At 40.6% G+C, this 17,731-nt stretch carries 20 protein-coding genes, 1 tRNA gene, 1 pseudogene and 1 other annotated feature; all 22 genes and pseudogenes read right to left on the reverse strand.

Annotated features, from left to right (window positions below; genetic code table 11):
- The 22 genes and pseudogenes from ilvB to sdhB all read right to left on the reverse strand — a co-directional run bounded on the left by ilvB (position 1) and on the right by sdhB (position 17,731).
- Positions 1–1,716, reverse strand: coding sequence for an acetolactate synthase large subunit (gene ilvB, locus AC0VX1_RS18655; RefSeq protein WP_053535859.1), 1,716 nt, complete (start codon positions 1,714–1,716; stop codon positions 1–3).
- A gap of 117 nt (positions 1,717–1,833) precedes the next feature.
- Positions 1,834–2,092 (reverse strand) — a binding site (T-box leader).
- A 279-nt stretch (positions 2,093–2,371) separates the two neighbouring features.
- Complete coding sequence (locus tag AC0VX1_RS18660; protein WP_475468322.1) at positions 2,372–2,650, reverse strand: M15 family metallopeptidase; 279 nt, start codon at positions 2,648–2,650, stop codon at positions 2,372–2,374.
- Positions 2,643–2,885 (reverse strand): D-alanyl-D-alanine carboxypeptidase family protein, encoded by a 243-nt coding sequence (locus AC0VX1_RS18665; protein ID WP_413011606.1) that lies wholly within the window; start codon positions 2,883–2,885, stop codon positions 2,643–2,645. Before AC0VX1_RS18665 ends, AC0VX1_RS18660 begins: the two co-directional genes overlap by 8 nt.
- Before the next feature lie 147 nt (positions 2,886–3,032).
- A complete protein-coding gene (locus AC0VX1_RS18670; RefSeq protein ID WP_053535861.1) occupies positions 3,033–3,308 on the reverse strand; it encodes a GNAT family N-acetyltransferase in 276 nt (91 codons plus the stop codon).
- Between the two features lie 678 nt (positions 3,309–3,986).
- Positions 3,987–4,340, reverse strand: coding sequence for a YidH family protein (locus AC0VX1_RS18675; protein WP_413011604.1), 354 nt, complete (start codon positions 4,338–4,340; stop codon positions 3,987–3,989).
- Positions 4,341–4,383: 43 nt separating this feature from the next.
- A complete protein-coding gene (locus tag AC0VX1_RS18680) occupies positions 4,384–4,557 on the reverse strand; it encodes a hypothetical protein (RefSeq protein ID WP_164468799.1) in 174 nt (57 codons plus the stop codon).
- Positions 4,558–4,772: 215 nt separating this feature from the next.
- Positions 4,773–4,972, reverse strand: a pseudogene (locus AC0VX1_RS18685) (2TM domain-containing protein); the annotation flags it as partial.
- Positions 4,973–4,992: 20 nt separating this feature from the next.
- Complete coding sequence (locus AC0VX1_RS18690; protein WP_063594340.1) at positions 4,993–5,355, reverse strand: GIY-YIG nuclease family protein; 363 nt, start codon at positions 5,353–5,355, stop codon at positions 4,993–4,995.
- 18 nt (positions 5,356–5,373) lie between these two features.
- Positions 5,374–6,129, reverse strand: coding sequence for a DUF2087 domain-containing protein (locus AC0VX1_RS18695; protein ID WP_475468326.1), 756 nt, complete (start codon positions 6,127–6,129; stop codon positions 5,374–5,376).
- A 1,023-nt stretch (positions 6,130–7,152) separates the two neighbouring features.
- Positions 7,153–7,353, reverse strand: a complete 201-nt coding sequence (locus AC0VX1_RS18700) for a hypothetical protein (RefSeq protein WP_034308956.1) — start codon at positions 7,351–7,353, stop codon at positions 7,153–7,155.
- Positions 7,354–7,527: 174 nt separating this feature from the next.
- A tRNA-Arg gene (locus AC0VX1_RS18705) sits at positions 7,528–7,601 on the reverse strand.
- A 173-nt stretch (positions 7,602–7,774) separates the two neighbouring features.
- Entirely contained in the window at positions 7,775–8,287 is a 513-nt protein-coding gene (locus tag AC0VX1_RS18710) for a metallophosphoesterase (RefSeq protein ID WP_475468328.1), read from the reverse strand.
- Positions 8,288–8,289: 2 nt separating this feature from the next.
- Entirely contained in the window at positions 8,290–8,901 is a 612-nt protein-coding gene (locus AC0VX1_RS18715) for an XTP/dITP diphosphatase (RefSeq protein ID WP_048689045.1), read from the reverse strand.
- A gap of 214 nt (positions 8,902–9,115) precedes the next feature.
- Positions 9,116–10,237: a Ger(x)C family spore germination protein gene (locus AC0VX1_RS18720; RefSeq protein WP_475468330.1), complete on the reverse strand. Its 1,122-nt coding sequence runs from the start codon at positions 10,235–10,237 to the stop codon at positions 9,116–9,118.
- Entirely contained in the window at positions 10,234–11,709 is a 1,476-nt protein-coding gene (locus AC0VX1_RS18725) for a spore germination protein (protein ID WP_413021287.1), read from the reverse strand. Before AC0VX1_RS18725 ends, AC0VX1_RS18720 begins: the two co-directional genes overlap by 4 nt.
- A complete protein-coding gene (locus AC0VX1_RS18730; RefSeq protein WP_475468332.1) occupies positions 11,706–12,788 on the reverse strand; it encodes a GerAB/ArcD/ProY family transporter in 1,083 nt (360 codons plus the stop codon). The genes AC0VX1_RS18725 and AC0VX1_RS18730 overlap by 4 nt, the downstream gene beginning before the upstream one ends.
- A gap of 199 nt (positions 12,789–12,987) precedes the next feature.
- The gene (locus AC0VX1_RS18735; protein ID WP_034308974.1) at positions 12,988–14,067 is read right to left on the reverse strand and encodes a GerMN domain-containing protein; all 1,080 of its coding nucleotides are present in this window, start codon (positions 14,065–14,067) and stop codon (positions 12,988–12,990) included.
- A 335-nt stretch (positions 14,068–14,402) separates the two neighbouring features.
- A complete protein-coding gene (gene racE / locus AC0VX1_RS18740; protein ID WP_475468334.1) occupies positions 14,403–15,206 on the reverse strand; it encodes a glutamate racemase in 804 nt (267 codons plus the stop codon).
- Between the two features lie 10 nt (positions 15,207–15,216).
- The gene (locus AC0VX1_RS18745) at positions 15,217–15,660 is read right to left on the reverse strand and encodes a MarR family winged helix-turn-helix transcriptional regulator (RefSeq protein WP_258831644.1); all 444 of its coding nucleotides are present in this window, start codon (positions 15,658–15,660) and stop codon (positions 15,217–15,219) included.
- Between the two features lie 221 nt (positions 15,661–15,881).
- On the reverse strand, positions 15,882–16,106 hold the full coding sequence (locus tag AC0VX1_RS18750; RefSeq protein ID WP_028392149.1) for a helix-turn-helix domain-containing protein: 225 nt from the start codon (positions 16,104–16,106) through the stop codon (positions 15,882–15,884).
- A gap of 122 nt (positions 16,107–16,228) precedes the next feature.
- On the reverse strand, positions 16,229–16,693 hold the full coding sequence (locus AC0VX1_RS18755; protein ID WP_057276667.1) for an acyl-CoA thioesterase: 465 nt from the start codon (positions 16,691–16,693) through the stop codon (positions 16,229–16,231).
- A 264-nt stretch (positions 16,694–16,957) separates the two neighbouring features.
- Positions 16,958–17,731: a succinate dehydrogenase iron-sulfur subunit gene (sdhB, locus tag AC0VX1_RS18760; RefSeq protein ID WP_034308984.1), complete on the reverse strand. Its 774-nt coding sequence runs from the start codon at positions 17,729–17,731 to the stop codon at positions 16,958–16,960.

Here is a 17,731-nt window from a genome sequence, read left to right on the forward strand (position 1 = left end):
TTAAACTCCTTCCATTTCATCTAGCCCTTTTCCTTGTGCTACCATCGGAAAGACATTTTCGTTTTGTTTGACACGGAAATCAATCAACACTGGACCATCAGTCTTTAACGCTACATCCAGGCAGTTGCTTGCTTCTTCCTCCGTCGTCACCTTATATCCCGGAATTCCATAGGCATCGGCCAATTTCACGAAATCCGGATGCGATTGAAAAATACTGTGTGAAAAACGGTTATCATGAAAGAGTTCCTGCCACTGTCTTACCATCCCTAGTGCACCGTTATTGACGATGATGATTTTGATTGGCAGATTCATTTCGGCAATGACCGAGAGTTCCTGCAGGCACATCTGGAATCCACCATCCCCCGATATGGAAAGCACCGTCGCTTTCGGATTCGCCAGCTGCGCTCCGAGAGCCGAAGGTAAGCCAAAGCCCATCGTCCCCAATCCACCGGAAGTGACCCATGAATTCGGTTTGTTAAATGGATAGTACTGTGCTGCCCACATTTGATGCTGTCCAACATCGGTCGTAACAATGGCCTCCCCATTCGTTTTTTCATGAAGCATCTGGATGACCCGCTGAGGTTTCAATACGCCTTCTTCATGGGTATAGCGCAATGGGAACTCTTCATTCCATGCAGTAAGCTGTGTTGTCCATTCATCAATTTCCGGTTTCTTGCCATTTTGCGCAATCAACTCCGAGAGTGCTTCTTTAGCACTTCCGACAACTGGAATTTTTGTCGGAACATTTTTACCGATTTCGGCTGGATCAATATCGATATGGGCAACCGTTGCGTGCTGTGCGAATTTCGCTAGATTCCCAGTCAATCGATCATCGAACCTTGCACCGATATTGATTAATAGATCACATTTCGCTAACGCCATGTTTGCTGCATAGCAGCCATGCATACCACCCATTCCGATAAAGAGTGGATGTTCCGCCGGAAAGCCCCCAAGACCCAATAAAGTATGGACGACGGGGATGCCTTGCTGCTCGACATATTCCTTTAATAGATGGGAGGCCTTTGCATGCAGGACACCTGCCCCTGCAAGAATGACCGGTCTTTTCGCTCCGCTTACGGCTTCAACAAGCTTTCTGATCTGTAAGTAATTCGGCTTGGTCGTCGGCTGATAGCCAGGGAGATTCATTTCTGGCTCCTCATCCGTCGATACACCTTCCAAAATGGCCATGTCCTTAGGTATATCGATCAATACCGGACCGGGCCGGCCGCTGGAAGCGATATAAAACGCTTCTTTTATGATGCGCGGAAGGTCTTCCGGCTTCCTTACCTGATAGTTATGTTTTGTGATCGGGGTAGTAATCCCCAGTACATCCGCTTCCTGGAAAGCATCCGAGCCGATTACACTGGTAGCTACCTGACCTGAAATTACAACTAGCGGTAAAGAGTCGATCATTGCATCGGCCAAACCAGTGACGATGTTCGTTGCCCCTGGACCGGATGTGACGATGACCACCCCCGGCTTCCCGGTAATCCTGGCGTATCCTTCCGCTGCATGAATCGCACCTTGTTCGTGCCTTGTCAAAATATGAAAAAGTTCTGAACTGTAAAGTTTGTCATAAATCGGCAATACAGAACCTCCTGGATAACCAAAGATGACATCAACATTTTCCTTTTTCAATGCTTCCAGCAGAAATTCGGCACCACTATAATGTGTCTTTCCACTTTTCCGATCAGCAACAACTGACTTTTGTGTCATTTCGTAAAAAACCTCCTTCGCTTTCCTAATTGAATTTTTTCTCAAAATTCAGAATTTTCAGCTTTTTAAGCATACAAAAAAGCCTTTTCACCCCAAATGTACTTGCACTCGGCAAGTTAAAGGGGTGAAAAGGCTTGATGAGCCACTCCACGGTACCACCCTTTTTCGCATGAAACTCCATGCGCACTTTGAATAGACTACACTATTCTCTGTTTTGGTAACGGGTACTGGTACGCACCCGTTCAGCTCTACTAGTCAGACGTTCAAGCTGAAACTCCAAGGTGAGTTCATCTTTCGGGACAATACCGGCTCTCAGCTACCCGGCTCTCTGTGACTGCCTTTTAAAAAGACTACTTATCCTCTTCAATGCTTTTCGCATTATTCATATTTTTCGAAACGCTTATGTTTGATGTCTTGTATTTGTGATTATCTTACGTGTATTTCAGGTAGTAGTCAACAGGTTTTTTTAAATTTTTTGATAATTCTAAATTGAAAGATTTGTTGTATCCGCTTACATACCTATCATGGCCACATTTTATAAAAAAAGTTTTTTCAATTTTTAATTTTTAAAAACACCGGATATCCCAATTAAATGATTCATGTCACGCATCATCCACATGATGTCAGTCACAAGTATCGGATCCTAAAAAAAGAATCATCCATTTTCCCTTTTAGCCTCATTTTCACTGATTGCGGACGCCACTCTTGATATAAGATACGGCCGCCATCCCTTTTGAAGATCTCTCGTTGATAAACCGCCTGACATTCCAAGGTGAGGAAAATCACGGAACAATTCAAAATCCCCTCCCCAAACAAATCCCCGGGATTTTGCTATGGCTGCCACCCTTGTCCACTTCTCGCCCTCTGTCCACAGTGCCCGCTTGCCGTCATCACTAAGGATGACAAAATCAACTGCAAGGCCATAGTTATGCAAGGATTGCCCCCCCTCTGGCATAAGTCACGATTGGCTTGGATTTATTCGTTCTGCTCCGTTCATACAGTTCATGTTGTTCTCGGAAACTTCGATAACCAGCCGTTATTTGAACAAATATCCCCGCTTCATAAGCTAATTTCACCACTTCGAGTATCGTCTCGTTCACGACCGGGTTCATACCGCTTCCCATGTTTTCCTTTGCGTGATTCAATAGGGTTTGTAATTTGATGGCCATCCTAGCACCTCCCCTATATTAAATGCGAACATAAATGCAGGAGGAAAGGCTTTACCATTATTTTATTGGGGGTATAAAGATTATCTAAAAAATGAAAAAAGGCTGAACATAGGAGATATTAATCATCCCCTAAGTCAGCCCTCCGGTTCATTTAGCCAATACATCCTCGTATTCTGCATTTTTTTCAAATTGTTTTTGAACGAACGAACATACCGGAACAATTTTCAGGTTTTCCTCCCTTGCGAATCCTATGATCTTTTCTACAAGGGCATTTCCTACCTTTTGCCCGCGAAGCTTGTCAGAAACAACGGTATGATCGACCGTGATCTCATCATCACCTGATTTAAAGAATGTAATTTCCGCTAGTTTCTCACCAGATTCTTCGACAAAAAAAGAACTTTCACCTTTTTTGATATCCACCATCACGATGACCTCCTTTTCATTCCTCTTTATCATATCTCACAAAATGGAAATTAAACAAATATTTAAAACGTGATTGAAATTGAATAAAGCAAGTACTTTCAAGGATTATAAAGTTAGGAATTACCCATGTGAAGTTTATTTACAAACCGATGATGGTTTATATTTTAAAAGGAAGGCAAAAGACAAAACTTGATCGAACTTTCCCTACGCTTATATACCCTTCCGGTTTCAAATTTCACCATGTTTAACTATTTCAATTTGTCTACAGAAGGGGGGTCAAAAACGTATCTTTCATCAAATGATGCTCACGAAATCAACAGACCTAAAGTACCCAATACCTTTAACTCCTATAGTATCATTTCTATCTGATTTTCATAACGAAGTTGATTGTAGAGGAAGGTGCTCGACTCCACAGGCTCACTAAGCCGCCCGCAGAAAGCGAGTGCCTGGATCGGAAATCCACGCCCAAATTGTAACCGCCATAACATTACAACAAACTCGTTTTCTTCGAATTAGTCTAAGTCTGAATGATTCTTTCATAACCTGAAATACAGTGTTTTTAAAGCTTTCGTTTTTTGATGGCATTAAATTGATGGAAGAAATCTTTCCGTAATGATGTAAGAATAAGTATATAATAGCAGAAACTGAAAAAACTGCCCTATTCAGGTTAGGACAGTTTTAAATGAAAACAAAATATAAAATGATCATCGATAACAATATGACCATAAAAACAGCGATTAGAATTACGTGCACACTTGAAGACTGGAACGTCCCTTCATTGATTTGCCGTTTCTTCTGAAGATAACCGATTGTCGCCAGAACGGTAATCACAAGTCCCAATGCACACGCAAACATCCCCAGCACGATGCTGATCAAGTCAATCCGGGCATCCCGATGCACACCAATCGTAAAATGCAGGCTTGTCGCAAGAAAGCCAACTCCCACTATTGCAATCACCGTTCTTATCCATGCCAAGAAGGTGCGTTCATTAGCCAGATGCTGCTGGGCATATTTCAATTGGTTTTTCTCCATGTCATCACCTTAATCGAGCGTTTTTATCAAATGGTAAAATCAGTCATCTTTTCAGGAGCGAAAAGGCCCTGAACATTGACCCGGCAAACATTAGCCCTGCACCGCCGAGCAATAAATATATACAGAGAGTTTTATCAATAACATTCAAAGGATAAAGCAAGGCCCCCAGCGCCATGATTGCCCCTATTCCCGTTATGGTCCATCCTATTTTTTTCATTCGCAACTCCTAAGATTAATTATTATTTAGTGAAGGTCCTCCACGGGTTTCCCCTTTTTCATAGACAGGTCCCTCATTACTAGCTTAAACCATTTAAAAACTTACAACAAGTGAGATCCACCGATTATTTTTCCCACAAAAAAAGAGCCACAAATGACCCCCTGTTTTGAACACGCCCAAATTCAGCCGTTCTTTTTATCCTTTTCCATATATTCTTTTATTTTTCTTTCTTCCCACTCAGACCCGAAGTTTCCTTGTGCAAGAATGGTAATTCCATGTATCAGAACACCAATCCCCCACCCACCGAGGGGATAAAGGAACCACCAATAACCCGGATCCGTCGAAAGGTTAATGCAATCAACATGACATTCACCAATACATACACCATTATATGAATGTAGAAGCCGGGAATCAAGGAGAATCCCTAAAGGCCACTTATAAGTCAGCGGGTTTCATTCTATTGTATCCCCGTTCTTCGTAAGGCTGTATTTTTTCCATCCACTTTTCTTCAAGTTTTTTCAATTCCCGTTTAGCATCAAAAAACCCTGTTTCTTTTGGCTTCAAGACCTCCAGTACCTCAAAAGAAAAAGCATCTTTCCCATATTGGTTCCACTCGCTTTGCAGCACTTTATTGGTGTTTGTCCCGACTTCCAATTCAAATTGTTTCCCCTTCAACGTCTTTAAATTCCTGGTGCTTCCGATAAAGACTTTATTATTTACCGTATTTCTGATTTGGTATACCCCTGCTTCAACCTTTGTTTCTTTATATAATTGCTTCAATTCTTTTTTACGATCCATCTTTCTTGCCCCCAGTCATCATTTCTTCAGCCAATATTGGCTCCCATCAGGCTTTCTATCCAAGAATCCATATTCTATTAAGTATCTTCTCAAAAGAACATGATCATGATAAACCGCACCCAATATTTGATTGATTTCCTTTTCTTCGTATTTCCGCTCATTTTCAAAACGGTTCATAATTTCTTGTAGAATGATCAGCCTTTGTTTTTCCTTTGGCGGAAAAGACTTTAATGCATCCTGACTGCCTTTAGGGAAGTATTTTTTCAGTACAGTCACCTTTTCATCCTCAGTAACGTTATAACGATCATCGACCATCCTTGCTTTTTGATGAAGCGGGATAAATGCCGGCGCGTGTTCATCTTTATCTTTCAAAAGTTCCATCAGGGCTAAAAACAACTTAGCCTGACGCTCTTTCTCTTTCAACACAAAACGATGGTTCCGAATCGTGGAAGGACTGCCAATTCCCATTTCCTCCTGAACCTCAGCATCATTTTTCCCTAGGTAAAAAAGGCGAAGGAGACGGTTTTGATGGTCGGTGAGACCTGTAAGTTTTTTATCGAGATCAATCAAGTATTCAAAAACCGAGCTGTGTGCATGTTCAATATGAATGCGCATATACCTCTTCGCTTCATAAAGAACACCATCTTTCGGGTATACGATCCCCTTTTCAACTGCATTTCCACACAGCAAACAAACATATTGATTCTCACCTTCGATGTACCCTTGTTTAAGCTCATCCTGAGATGCGCTCCAAAACATTTCCGCGTCCTTCATTAAACAAACACTTCCCTATAAAGTTTACAATATAATAAACATATTATTAATTTGTTTGTATTATGTCAATGTTTTTTCTGTTTTTTTATAACTCCAGCAAATTATGGCCTTCTTAGTCAGAGGGGCTTCATAACATAAAGCTGACAAGGGATTTCACCTTCCACTTTACGGTTCCCATGGCACTATGCCGATATAGTATCATGAGTAATAAGCGGAATATCCCCAGTAATATGCTTTATAAACGTGAATAAGCTTTAGAGGAGGATATCTTATCGAAAGAGGAAAATGAGGCGATTCCATCGATCCATAACACCGATTTACACAAGGCATTACAACATGTATCCGAACAATTCAAGGTCTCACGATTGGAATCACTTATACAAAAACAATCGATGCAGCTGAGTGAAGCTGATGAAAAAAGTTCACCCGTCGAAGAATTGAATACGGCAATAATCAAAAAACCGTGAAATCATAAAAAAAATCTCCAAACCTTAAATAGAATTTGATCGAAAAAAAGACATCCAAGTATGGATGCCTCAGCTGCAGACAAAATTCGATGTAAGTCGATTTTACCTACAGTTCTTTTAGCTTGTACAAATTGAACGTTGCCCCAGGCACTGCTATTCCCGCAGGAGTCTCGCACACCCGACCCAATCAACTATGTTTAAAAATTCAGATAGAAATCTTTTTGCCTACAGTTTTTTATTTGAGAAAGTTGGAGTTGATTTCAGAAATTCGCTCCCTTTCCGCCGACTGTCTGCCAAGTCGCATTAAAGCAAGCACTTTTGGTGTCTCGGCTGCCAGTAATCCGGCAGTAGCGCTGTGCAAATTTCTTAAATCCAGTGAGGATTACAGTTAAGACCATAAAGACCTGAGCAGTTTATCGACCTAAACCACACAATATTCGACCGTTCATGAATTTTTTTAACCCTCACCTCACTGTTCGGTCTCCGATCCCCATTTTGTCGCGAAGGATGTTTTATGAAATTCCTTATAAAAATCCTTCGCAGAGCTCATTAAATATTAGCTAGGCACAAACTTAAGTATTCCTTCCAGATAAACACCTTTTTCTTTTCGTTTACATTCCCTTAACTTGATTCTTCCTTCTTTTTCCAACTCCTTGGCTAATTGGACCACTTCTGTTCCATCTTCGGTTATTTCGACTGAGAAGAAATTGCCCCGAGTGGAAGTTTGAATGAACTTGAATAATCTATCTTTATTCATTTAAACATCTCCTTATTTATTACAAGTTCGACATAAATGGTCATCCACCTGCGATAAATATAAATAAAAAATTTCATGGTTAAAAGGATGCAAATCAAAATGACCCTCGTTAGCTTAAACACCCAAAAAGTAAAAAAGCCAAAACCCTTAGAAGGTTTTGGCTTTTTAAGTTAGTGTCCCAGGAGAGATTCGAACTCCCGACCGACGCCTTAGAAGGGCGTTGCTCTATCCAGCTGAGCTACTGAGACGTTTATGATATAAGTTGCGGTAAAACTTATGTATTACCTGAACTGTTCCCTTAGGACACTTCTTATTATAGTAGGATATCAAAAGGAAGTCAACGGTTTTTCAAAAAAAGTTTTTTTCTTTTTTTAAGAACCAGGAAGCGGGGAAAAACGCTTCCTGTTCATTATACATGAAGTCATTCCATTTGATAAGCATTTCTTAAATCCTCAACGATTTTTCCTTCAAGGTCATAATAGATGATTTCAAGTTGGTCATTTCCAATCTCCAAAATGGCATAGGTTTTCTCTTTTCGTCCCCGCGGCTGCCGTATGCTTCCCGGGTTGATGAAGAGCTTGCCGTCAATCCACTCTGAACCTGGAGTATGGGAATGACCAAAGCAAATAATATCCGCCCCTGTCTCCTCACTTTTATAAGATAGGTTCATCAAGGTCATATTTATGTTATAGAGGTGTCCATGCGTAACGAAGAAACGCTTGCCCGAGATATTCTCCACAATATCATCCGGATATGCCGAATCATAGTCGCAATTCCCGCCAACGGCCAAAAACTCCGCCATGTGAGGATCATTTCTTTCCAACTCTGAATCACCGCAATGGATCATGGCGGCGACCTCTTGTTTATGACGCTCGGCAATCATGCTGATTTCATGAGTTAAGCCATGACTGTCACTCATTATTAGCACTTTCATCGTCACATTCCTTCTTCCCTTTTTAGAAATAGATCAAGTTTTTCATCTAGAGCCCTCAATGCGTTGGCACGGTGGCTGATTTGGTTTTTTTCCTCTTTTGTCAATTCAGCGTTTGTTTTGCCCTGTTCCTCTACAAAAAAGATGGGATCATAACCAAATCCATTCGTTCCTGAGGGCTGTTCCGTGATCAAGCCTTCCATCGTTCCCGATACCGTAATCGTTTCCTGGTTGGGTGACGCTAGTGCCAAGGCGCAATAAAATCTCGCCGTCCTAGCCTCTTTTGGCACGCCTTCCAGTTCGCGGAGGACTTTTTCCGTGTTTGCTTCATCACTCTTGGCCTCTCCAGCATAGCGGGCAGAATAAACGCCTGGACGGCCCTCCAATGCATCTACAATCAATCCGGAGTCATCAGCAATGACAAAGTGGCCTAGCTGATGGGCAATGGCCTCTGCCTTCAGGATCGCATTTTCTTCAAAGGTCGTGCCTGTTTCCTCCACATCCGGGGCATCCGGTACATCGAGAAGTGTTTTGACTTCATAACCTTTAGCGGAAAATAAGCTTTCGAACTCCTTGGCTTTCCCTTTATTTTTCGTTGCAATGATTACTGTCTTCATTTTTCATTTCACCCTTTTTCATTTTATCGGCACCGGAGCTCTTTGGGGCTGAGAAAGAATTTGCTGTCATTCGTAATATGTAAAAGCCGCTTCTTCTCCAGTGCCAACGGACGGATTCAACTCTGCCTATCATGATCAACAATAGCCGCTGAATTTTCCAGATAAGTTAAGTCTAACACAACTCCCTCACCTGCAATAACCTGAAACTTATAAACTAACGTTTGTAATTTTCACTATGTTCAATATGGATATTAACTTTTATGTTATTTATTGAAGTCTTATCAAAGGAATTAATAATTTTTTTATCCCACTTATTGACATGGTATCTGTATGCCTTTTCACTTATGTTAAAAAGGTCTGTATTGATTTTCTCCCCCGTCTCCAATGTCTTCAAAATATCTTGCTTAATTTTTATTTCTACCTTTTTTTCGATTTTTTCCATATCCAAGTTGTCTATATTCTGTTTCAATATCCCATTTGCTTTAACTTCTAAATCATATAAGGGTTTCTTTTGTTGTTCCAATACTTTGATGTTTGCTTTGGGGTCCATGATTTCAACACTTACCTTTTGTTTATTCAGGGAAAAAAACATGACTGTCGCCTTATTTTCAACCCACTTCATACCAATCAAATCTTGTTTACTTACGAACCCTTTATACTGTTGTTTTGATAAAACATAGCCGCCATTCAACGTTGGTATCTTTTTTTCTTTCCCCCTGTCTGTGTAATGATGCTCATTTATTACCATTGAGGGAATTAAAATGGAACCAACCGGTTGATAAAATTTCGAAACCAGTTCACTGAATTTTAACGGGGTAATGAAATAGTTTTCATTAATAACGGTCTCTGGCCTTTGAATGATCGTGAATAAGTTAGGAAGATTAAAGAAACTATCACCGTTAAACACCTTTTTAATATCCTCGTTTGTAACAAACAGCCATGAATTGTATCGCAATAAGGGCTCTTTCCCTACATATTCAATGAAATCCTTCATTTTCTTATTGATTACATCCTCACTTAAGATGAAGGAGTTAACATGCCCGATATAAAGTGGCAATGCTGCATTTTGTTCCAATTCAGTAAATGCTTCTTCGATACTTTCCCCTTTACCTTTCCCAATGACAACACCAGTTTTTTCTTGTAATGCTGTGGCCCCCTCTTGTTTTGCTATATCCGCAAAATTCAATGCTTGAAAGTATAAGATGAATTCACCCTCTTTATAATCGATCCCTAGAGCGGATCCATATGTTTGAGCTTGAATTTCCTTCATTCCCCAGCAGCCTGTCGTCAATAAAAGTTGACAGCCAATTACCATGACTGCAATTAGCTTTCTCATTTGTCCGACTCCTTTTGCGATTCATTATCACTGGATTGTAGAGCTTGATTCCGCTGCCTTAGCATCCCATACGGAAGCTTGAATAAGACTTTTAACATGTCCGATTTATTTGGTTTGGAAAATGGATTCACAAAAGGCTGTCCGAAACTTTCCAAGGAAACCACAACAATCAAGATAAGAAATAATCCCATGAAGAATCCAAACAAGCCTAGAAATGCTGAACATGCAAATATGAATAACCTTATAAGAACGATATTCCCAGCGATATTCTGATTGATTAGGGTATAGCTTGAGAGAACTGTAACAGCAATTACTACGAGCATGGAGGGTGAAGTCAGCCCTGCCCGAATCGCTGCATCACCTATAATCAATCCACCCAATACAGAAACCGTCGGACCAACAGCTTTTGGCAGGCGAAGACCGGCTTCTTTAAATAGTTCAAACAATATGATCATTACGAATGCCTCCAAAGAAGCAGGTATGGGTAATCCCTGTCTCGTGATTGAAATCGTCGCAAGAAGCGAAAAGGGAATTTGATCGAATTGATAGGTAACCAACGCTATAAAAAATCCCGGTAACGTAACCGTTACAAATAATGAGACTACACGAATGATGCGCATAAAACTAATGTAAAAAAAGCTTGCATGTGCGTCATCGGCAGCATAAAGTAACTGATTAATACTCGTTGGTCCGATCAAGCTTGTGGGATTCCCGTCTACCAGGATGGCAAAGCGCCCTTGATTCAAGGATTCAACAACATAGTCCGGTCGACCGATATACTCCATTAAGGGGAAAATGGAAAATTGAGTATCATATAAGAGTTCTTCAACTTGGTAACTGCTGACTATGATATCAGCCTTTAATGAATCCAATCGTTTTTTAACATCCAAAAGAATCGAGGGATTGATAATGTCATCAATATATAGCAGCAATATTTTAGTTTTACTTCTTTTCCCGATTGTATATTCTATACATTTAAGTGATGCCGTTTTTAACCTCTGGCGAATTAAAGACATGTTATCCGCTATATTCTCAACGAATCCATCCCTAGGTCCCCGAATGGAAGATTCTATATTGGATTCTTCCGGACTGCGCTTAGGGGAATTGGCTAATGGGGTATGGTAAATTTCGTTGGAAGATTCATTAATAATGATCAGGTCTCCTGAAAAAAGAATGCTTTCTACTCCGTCTTTTAAATCGGAGCCCTTTTTAAGCGTACTGATCTCCATGATATTGCTTAATTGATCAATTGTTAATTCGCCATTTTCTTGAACCGCTTTAGATATTGTAGGCAGAATCACTTCATTGATGAATGGCATATCCACTAAGTTTGGCGCATATAAAAATCCCAACAAATAACGACCTTCATTATCAAAAGTTTTTGTTCTTAAAACAACATCGGAAGAATATTCGAACCATTTTCGGATTTGGTCAATGTAAGAAGGAGTACCATTCAAATTTCCCTTCTTCATAATGTTTCACCTTTTCCTTTTCCCTTTTTAAAAATAATGAATAACAGTATAATTGCAGCACTAAAAAGAAACAGACTGCTTATCGGAAAGAAATATTTGTATATAAGATTAAAAAATGAAGTAGCATCCCAATGGATTAGCGTTCCAATAACAATTAACAAATATAGTGAAAGCAGTATCCACTTCTGATGTTTTGAATTCGAGATTAACTTATAGCCTATAAATAAACATAAACTTATTCGGATCATGGCACCTGAAAGCCATTGGAAAATGGAAAGGAAATCGAGTCGAGTAATATAATAGCCAAATCTTAGCAACTTCCACTGTTCGTAAGCCGGATTCCTCATTTTCACTGCTTCCACAGAACCAAATTCCGCCATCGCTCCCATGAGGGGGCCTAACGTCAGCATGATGAGGATAATACCAACCAGTAAAAGCCACTTGGCTTTTAGCTTGTTTTTCAAGTAAGGAGTTAAAAATAAAAAAACGATAATTTCTAAATATCCTGCACTCGTATACAGCATTCCATTTAGTGTATGGCGATACCCGCTTTCAAATATCGGGAACAATAATTCGTAATTCTTATTACTCGTGTTCCCCAGCCCCACAAATATCCCCAAAATAGTGACGACCGGAAGAAATAGGAGAGCCAAAGTACTTATGGTGCGTATTCCTTTATAACTTGCAAAAATACAAATAAAAGTGAATAGGCTGACGACTACGATGTTTGGTATGTCATGAGTATAATTAGCTTTTGCCCAAATCAATGTAAATTTGACGGTTATGAAGGCGTTAATTATAAAGTACAAGGCAAATGCTATCGTGAAAATATATGTAACAAAAGGTGTAGACCATTTTTTCAGAAAAGAGATTATATCTTCTTTTTCTAGTTTTTTATAAATATAAAAAATAAATAGTGTCCAAACGATACATGGAACAACACTTATTATGACACTTATCCATCCGTCGCGTTGAGATGCGGATAGTATATTGGGGAGGAGCAGGACATGCACCATGAATCCTGTATTCATGATGATTAAAACATAGATGTGTAAAGCCTGAATGACCTTTTGATCCATAATATCCCCCCATCCATTACATGATTAAAAGTAATTTCCCCTTTTTAAAATTTATTTATGTAAAAACTTTCCCACAACACGGGAAATTGCCTTGGGGCGATATTAGCTTTCACTCTTTAACAGCGTGGTCATTCAATGGCGGAGGCAAAAAAATAAGAGGCAGCTGCGAGCTGCCTCATTGTTTTATTTCTACATATATTTAAAAACTGCCTGTGTTGACTTTCTCTGGACGGACGACTGGTTCGGATAATTTCTTACCTTCTTCATTAAGAACATCTGCGCTGCCCTGCACTTGCACTTCAACGCTTTCAATTCCTTTCTGTTCCGTCAAGGAAAGGACCAAGGCATCAAGGACCTCTTGTGATACCTTTTTCTCTTTAAAGCTTCCAAGGATATTTTCGTTAAAATTCAGGCTGACCTTACCTTCTGCCACTTTTGGCTCGTCAAGTAAAGCTACATCACTCATGAACCCTGTTTGCAGGCTAGAACCCGAAGGACTCTTCGTTAATTCCTGAATGACTGCTGTTACATTATCAGTCACCGTTTCGCTGATCCTGCGCGTCACGGGAACATAATAAGTGTACTCCTCATCACCGCCTACATAATAAACGGTGAGTGCTTTGGTATTGGAAATGTCGACTACATCACTCGTATCGATATTGATTCCTGAAGACCTTGAGATATTTTCATCTATCGGTGTGCCATTGACCGGCATTTCGGAAATATCTTCCCCATTGATTCTCATTTGGATTTTATCGACCGAGTCGAATTGTGTCAGGGTCCATGTGATGGCTTGAAGGATTTTAAGTTCATCCTCTTTCTGATAGTTTTTGAATTCCGGCGAAAAGTCCGCCACAGCCACCCCGTCTTTAATGTTCACGCTTATTTGGGTATCGGCAGGAATGACGGCCCTGAACCCATTAGGAAGTTTATCCGTGACTGGTCCGTTATTGACGAGGTAATCAAGGGCTTGTTTAGCGACAGCTTCCGATTTAGGAAGTTCCAATGTCTGTGGAACCACATACCCGCTTTTATCAATTAAATATAGCTCCGTCTTCACCGTTTTCGATTCTACAGCGCCTTCTTCTCCCTCAGTCGCTGGCTTTTCCTCACCATTCGTTTCTGTTTCTTTTAATGAAGATTCATCCTCGACTAATGAAACATCCTTCGGGGGATCAATTTCCTTTTTCTCTTCACCGCCAAATAATCCGCAGCCTGAAAGCCAAAAAGAAGATGCCAGAATGGTCACAGCCATTGTTACTTTTGATTTATTGGACATAAAATCACTCCTAGGACAGTTTGTACTCCTATTTATACGAGCCCTAGGGGAAAATAGACCAATTATTTTCCCTCCGATAATGGAGCTGGGCAATTTGCCCGTATTGATGCATCTTTTTCAGCTTCATCAGGATTTGGGAGACTTCCTGAATGGAACAATCGACTCCCATCCCCAAGTATAATCTGAATGTTGGATAGGATCCTTTCATGCACCTGCAGGGAAAGCGAGTCCCTCACGTTCCAATCAACGGCCAAATGTACAAACCATAAAAAAACTGCAGACAAACTCCATTTTCATTAAGTTTGTCTGCAGTCTGAAACTTCCAAATGGAAGTCTTATAAGTGATCGATTTTAATTGTTTCGATGGTATTGGCATGAATACCGAGCCAGCTCGACGCGATGGAACCAAACATATCTCTTGAACCGGTTGTATAAAAGCGATGAACTGGACGGAGCTTGCTTTTATTGATTAATTTATAGTAATCCAAAATGACACTTGCCTCCCTGGCCGTCTCTTCTCCAGAGGAAATGACTTGTACTTCATCCCCCATATAGGCAGAGATTACAGGCCCCAGCAGTGGATAATGGGTACAGCCAAGGATCAGTGTATCGATTTTCGTTTTCTTCAACGGGTTCAAGGTTTGTGCCACGACCCGATTGACGATCCCCCCTTGAAACTCCCCGCTTTCTACGATTGGGACAAATTTCGGGCATGCCAAACTATCTACTTTCACATCGGAATTGATGGAAGCAAGTGCATCGTCATAAGCTTTGCTTTTTACCGTGCCTTCCGTACCGATAACTCCAATATGCAAGGAATCAGAAACTTTCAATGCCGCCCTTGCCCCTGGGTGTATGACACCCAACACAGGAATCGGAAGTATAGCCCTGATTTCATCCAATACAGCTGCAGTCGCTGTATTGCAAGCGATGATTAGCATTTTTATATCCTTCTTCATCAAAAATCTCGTCATTTGCCATGTGAAGGTTTGGACATCTTTTTTTGTCCTCGGCCCATATGGGCATCTTGCTGTATCACCTAAGTAAATTATATTTTCATTTGGAAGCTGACGCATGACTTCTTTAGCTACTGTCAAGCCGCCTACTCCTGAATCAATGATGCCTATCGGTTGTTTCAAAAAACTCGCCTCATTTTTCTTTCATTTCTTGATGTAGTTTTACTAGAATCCCTTTGAGGGACTTGATGTCAGATTCGTTAAAATTGACTAACACGCCACTCAAGTACTGCCTCCGTTTATTAATCACTTCTTCGATTATCCGTTCGCCTTCTTCAAGAAGGTGAATTCGAACCACACGCCGATCCTTTTCATCCCTGACACGCTGGACAAGCTGATGTTTCTCCATGCGGTCAATCAGGTCCGTCGTTGTACTGAAAGCGAGAAACATCTTCGTGGACAATTCGCCAATCGTCATGTCCCCTGATTCAAAAAGCCATTGCAAAGCCACGAATTGAGGAATGGTAATTTTATAATCATGGAGAATTTCTCTTCCCCTTTGCTTAAGCCATGACGATACATAGCGCAATTCCTTCTCGATATCGGCTACATATGCCGCCTGCTTCTCTTCATCCATAAACACAGCTCCCCACTTCATGAAACTTATCATACTACCATTTTGGATGAAAGTGAAATGATTTTCAAGATTGATTGACTGGAATCATAATGAAACCCCACCATAAAAATAAGCAGCATCCAAAGAAGTCAAAACAACCAAATTGTTTTGCCCTTCCTTATATGCTGCCAATGAACGGGAGAGAAATTATTTATAAGGCTTACGTATTAAGAGTTAACACATTAAAGCTTAAGTTCTCCCATACGAAGGAGTTCTATGACTGCCTGCGAACGTCCTTTAACTCCAAGCTTCTGCATCGCATTCGAAATATGGTTTCGAACTGTTTTTTCGCTAATAAACAATTCACCTGCGATTTCTTTTGTTGTTTTGTCTTGTACTAGTAACTCAAATACTTCTTTTTCTCTTTTGGTGAGTAATGGCTTATGAGTGAATTCGTTCTCCTTCAAGTAATGTTACCCTCCTTGCCTTCACCAGCATAAAACCCGGAGTGGGTGTCTATTTAGTCAAGATATAGTATGTCGGCTGGGGCAATGGAGTGACTCTTTTACTTGTCTAAATGGAAATATTTTCAGGAATGTTCCAGCACAGTATACAGCATCGAACGCTTCATGTCTTCCGTCCAAGGTACCGGCTTCCCGGTGGCCTTGGACACTTGTACAATCGTCCCCCTGCCCGTTAAACAAATTGAACCATCTTGTTTAGTCCCCATATAGTGTAGGTCCACTGAAGAATTTCCGATATGGTCAGCTTTCACATGGATTGTCAATTGATCATTGAAAAACATCTGCTTAAGGTAATCACACTGTAAATTGGCAACAACCGGCATCTCACCGCATTCAGCCGAGGTCCAATCCTTCATGAACCCCATACTGTTGAAATACTCAATCCGAGCTTCCTCAAAATAAGTAAAAGGAATCGTGTTATTCAAGTGCCCAAACATATCAGTTTCCGAAAAGCGGATCTTAATCTCATGTTTAAAAGAAAAATCATTGATCCACTCCGTTATATTATCGATATATGATATTTTGCCCAACTTGTGCACACCCTTTCTGAATTGAATGACTATTCACTCATTTTATAAGAAAACAACGATAATGAAAAGGATTTTCTATTGAAAGCAGGGTAAATTATCAAGCTCACTTCACAAATCCTTCACAGTTGGCCTGGTGCCGGATTTACACTTCAACCCCAGTTATCAATCGTTTATGATTCTCTCGATTCCCAACCAAGCCTGTGTATGTAAAACAATGAAAAAAAGAACCCATATCATAAGATACAGGTTCTTTCATGTTCATGATTAAACTTCATCACTGCCGAAGAAGTTACGGAATTGTTGGATCGTAGTATCACGGTTCAACGCAGCAATCGAAGTCGTTAATGGAATGCCTTTAGGGCAAGACTGCACGCAGTTTTGAGAGTTACCGCAGTTTGCAAGTCCTCCATCACCCATGATCGTATTTAAACGTTCAGCTTTGTTCATTGCACCAGTTGGATGTGCATTGAATAAACGAACTTGTGATAATGGTTGTGGCCCAATGAAGTCTGAATTGCTGTTTACGTTCGGACAAGCTTCCAAACATACACCGCAAGTCATACATTTAGATAACTCGTAAGCCCATTGACGTTTCTTTTCTGGCATACGCGGTCCTGGTCCAAGGTTGTACGTTCCATCGATTGGAATCCATGCTTTTACCTTTTTCAATGAGTCGAACATACGGCTGCGATCGACTTGCAGGTCACGAACAACAGGGAATGTACGCATTGGTGCTAGACGAACCGGCTGCTCCAATTGATCGATAAGAGCGGTACATGATTGTCTTGGTTTACCATTGATAACCATTGAACAAGCACCACATACCTCTTCAAGACAGTTCATGTCCCATGCGATTGCTGTAGTGTGCTTGCCTTGTACCGTTACTGGATTACGACGAATTTCCATTAGAGCGGAAATTACGTTCATATTCGGACGGTACGCTAATTCGAATTCCTCATCATAAGGAGCTGAATCCGGTGTATCTTGACGAGTGATTATAAAACGGACTGTTTTAGTCTCAGATTTAGTTTCAACCAT

It is taken from the genome of Peribacillus sp. QJM3NY_7, from assembly GCF_056173225.1.

Excerpts from the sequence above, each read along its gene's own strand:
- AC0VX1_RS18680 (WP_164468799.1), bottom strand. The coding sequence starts at position 4,557 with ATGAAAAAAATAGGATGGACCATAACGGGAATAGGGGCAATCATGGCG.
- AC0VX1_RS18695 (WP_475468326.1), bottom strand. The coding sequence starts at position 6,129 with ATGAAGGACGCGGAAATGTTTTGGAGCGCATCTCAGGATGAGCTTAAA.
- sdhB (WP_034308984.1), bottom strand. The coding sequence starts at position 17,731 with ATGGTTGAAACTAAATCTGAGACTAAAACAGTCCGTTTTATAATCACT.
- AC0VX1_RS18670 (WP_053535861.1), bottom strand. The coding sequence starts at position 3,308 with ATGGTGGATATCAAAAAAGGTGAAAGTTCTTTTTTTGTCGAAGAATCT.
- AC0VX1_RS18690 (WP_063594340.1), bottom strand. The coding sequence starts at position 5,355 with ATGGATCGTAAAAAAGAATTGAAGCAATTATATAAAGAAACAAAGGTT.
- AC0VX1_RS18730 (WP_475468332.1), bottom strand. The coding sequence starts at position 12,788 with ATGGATCAAAAGGTCATTCAGGCTTTACACATCTATGTTTTAATCATC.
- ilvB (WP_053535859.1), bottom strand. The coding sequence starts at position 1,716 with ATGACACAAAAGTCAGTTGTTGCTGATCGGAAAAGTGGAAAGACACAT.
- AC0VX1_RS18735 (WP_034308974.1), bottom strand. The coding sequence starts at position 14,067 with ATGTCCAATAAATCAAAAGTAACAATGGCTGTGACCATTCTGGCATCT.
- AC0VX1_RS18720 (WP_475468330.1), bottom strand. The coding sequence starts at position 10,237 with ATGAGAAAGCTAATTGCAGTCATGGTAATTGGCTGTCAACTTTTATTG.
- AC0VX1_RS18715 (WP_048689045.1), bottom strand. The coding sequence starts at position 8,901 with ATGAAGACAGTAATCATTGCAACGAAAAATAAAGGGAAAGCCAAGGAG.
- AC0VX1_RS18725 (WP_413021287.1), bottom strand. The coding sequence starts at position 11,709 with ATGAAGAAGGGAAATTTGAATGGTACTCCTTCTTACATTGACCAAATC.
- AC0VX1_RS18700 (WP_034308956.1), bottom strand. The coding sequence starts at position 7,353 with ATGAATAAAGATAGATTATTCAAGTTCATTCAAACTTCCACTCGGGGC.
- AC0VX1_RS18745 (WP_258831644.1), bottom strand. The coding sequence starts at position 15,660 with ATGGATGAAGAGAAGCAGGCGGCATATGTAGCCGATATCGAGAAGGAA.
- AC0VX1_RS18665 (WP_413011606.1), bottom strand. The coding sequence starts at position 2,885 with ATGGCCATCAAATTACAAACCCTATTGAATCACGCAAAGGAAAACATG.
- AC0VX1_RS18710 (WP_475468328.1), bottom strand. The coding sequence starts at position 8,287 with ATGAAAGTGCTAATAATGAGTGACAGTCATGGCTTAACTCATGAAATC.
- AC0VX1_RS18675 (WP_413011604.1), bottom strand. The coding sequence starts at position 4,340 with ATGGAGAAAAACCAATTGAAATATGCCCAGCAGCATCTGGCTAATGAA.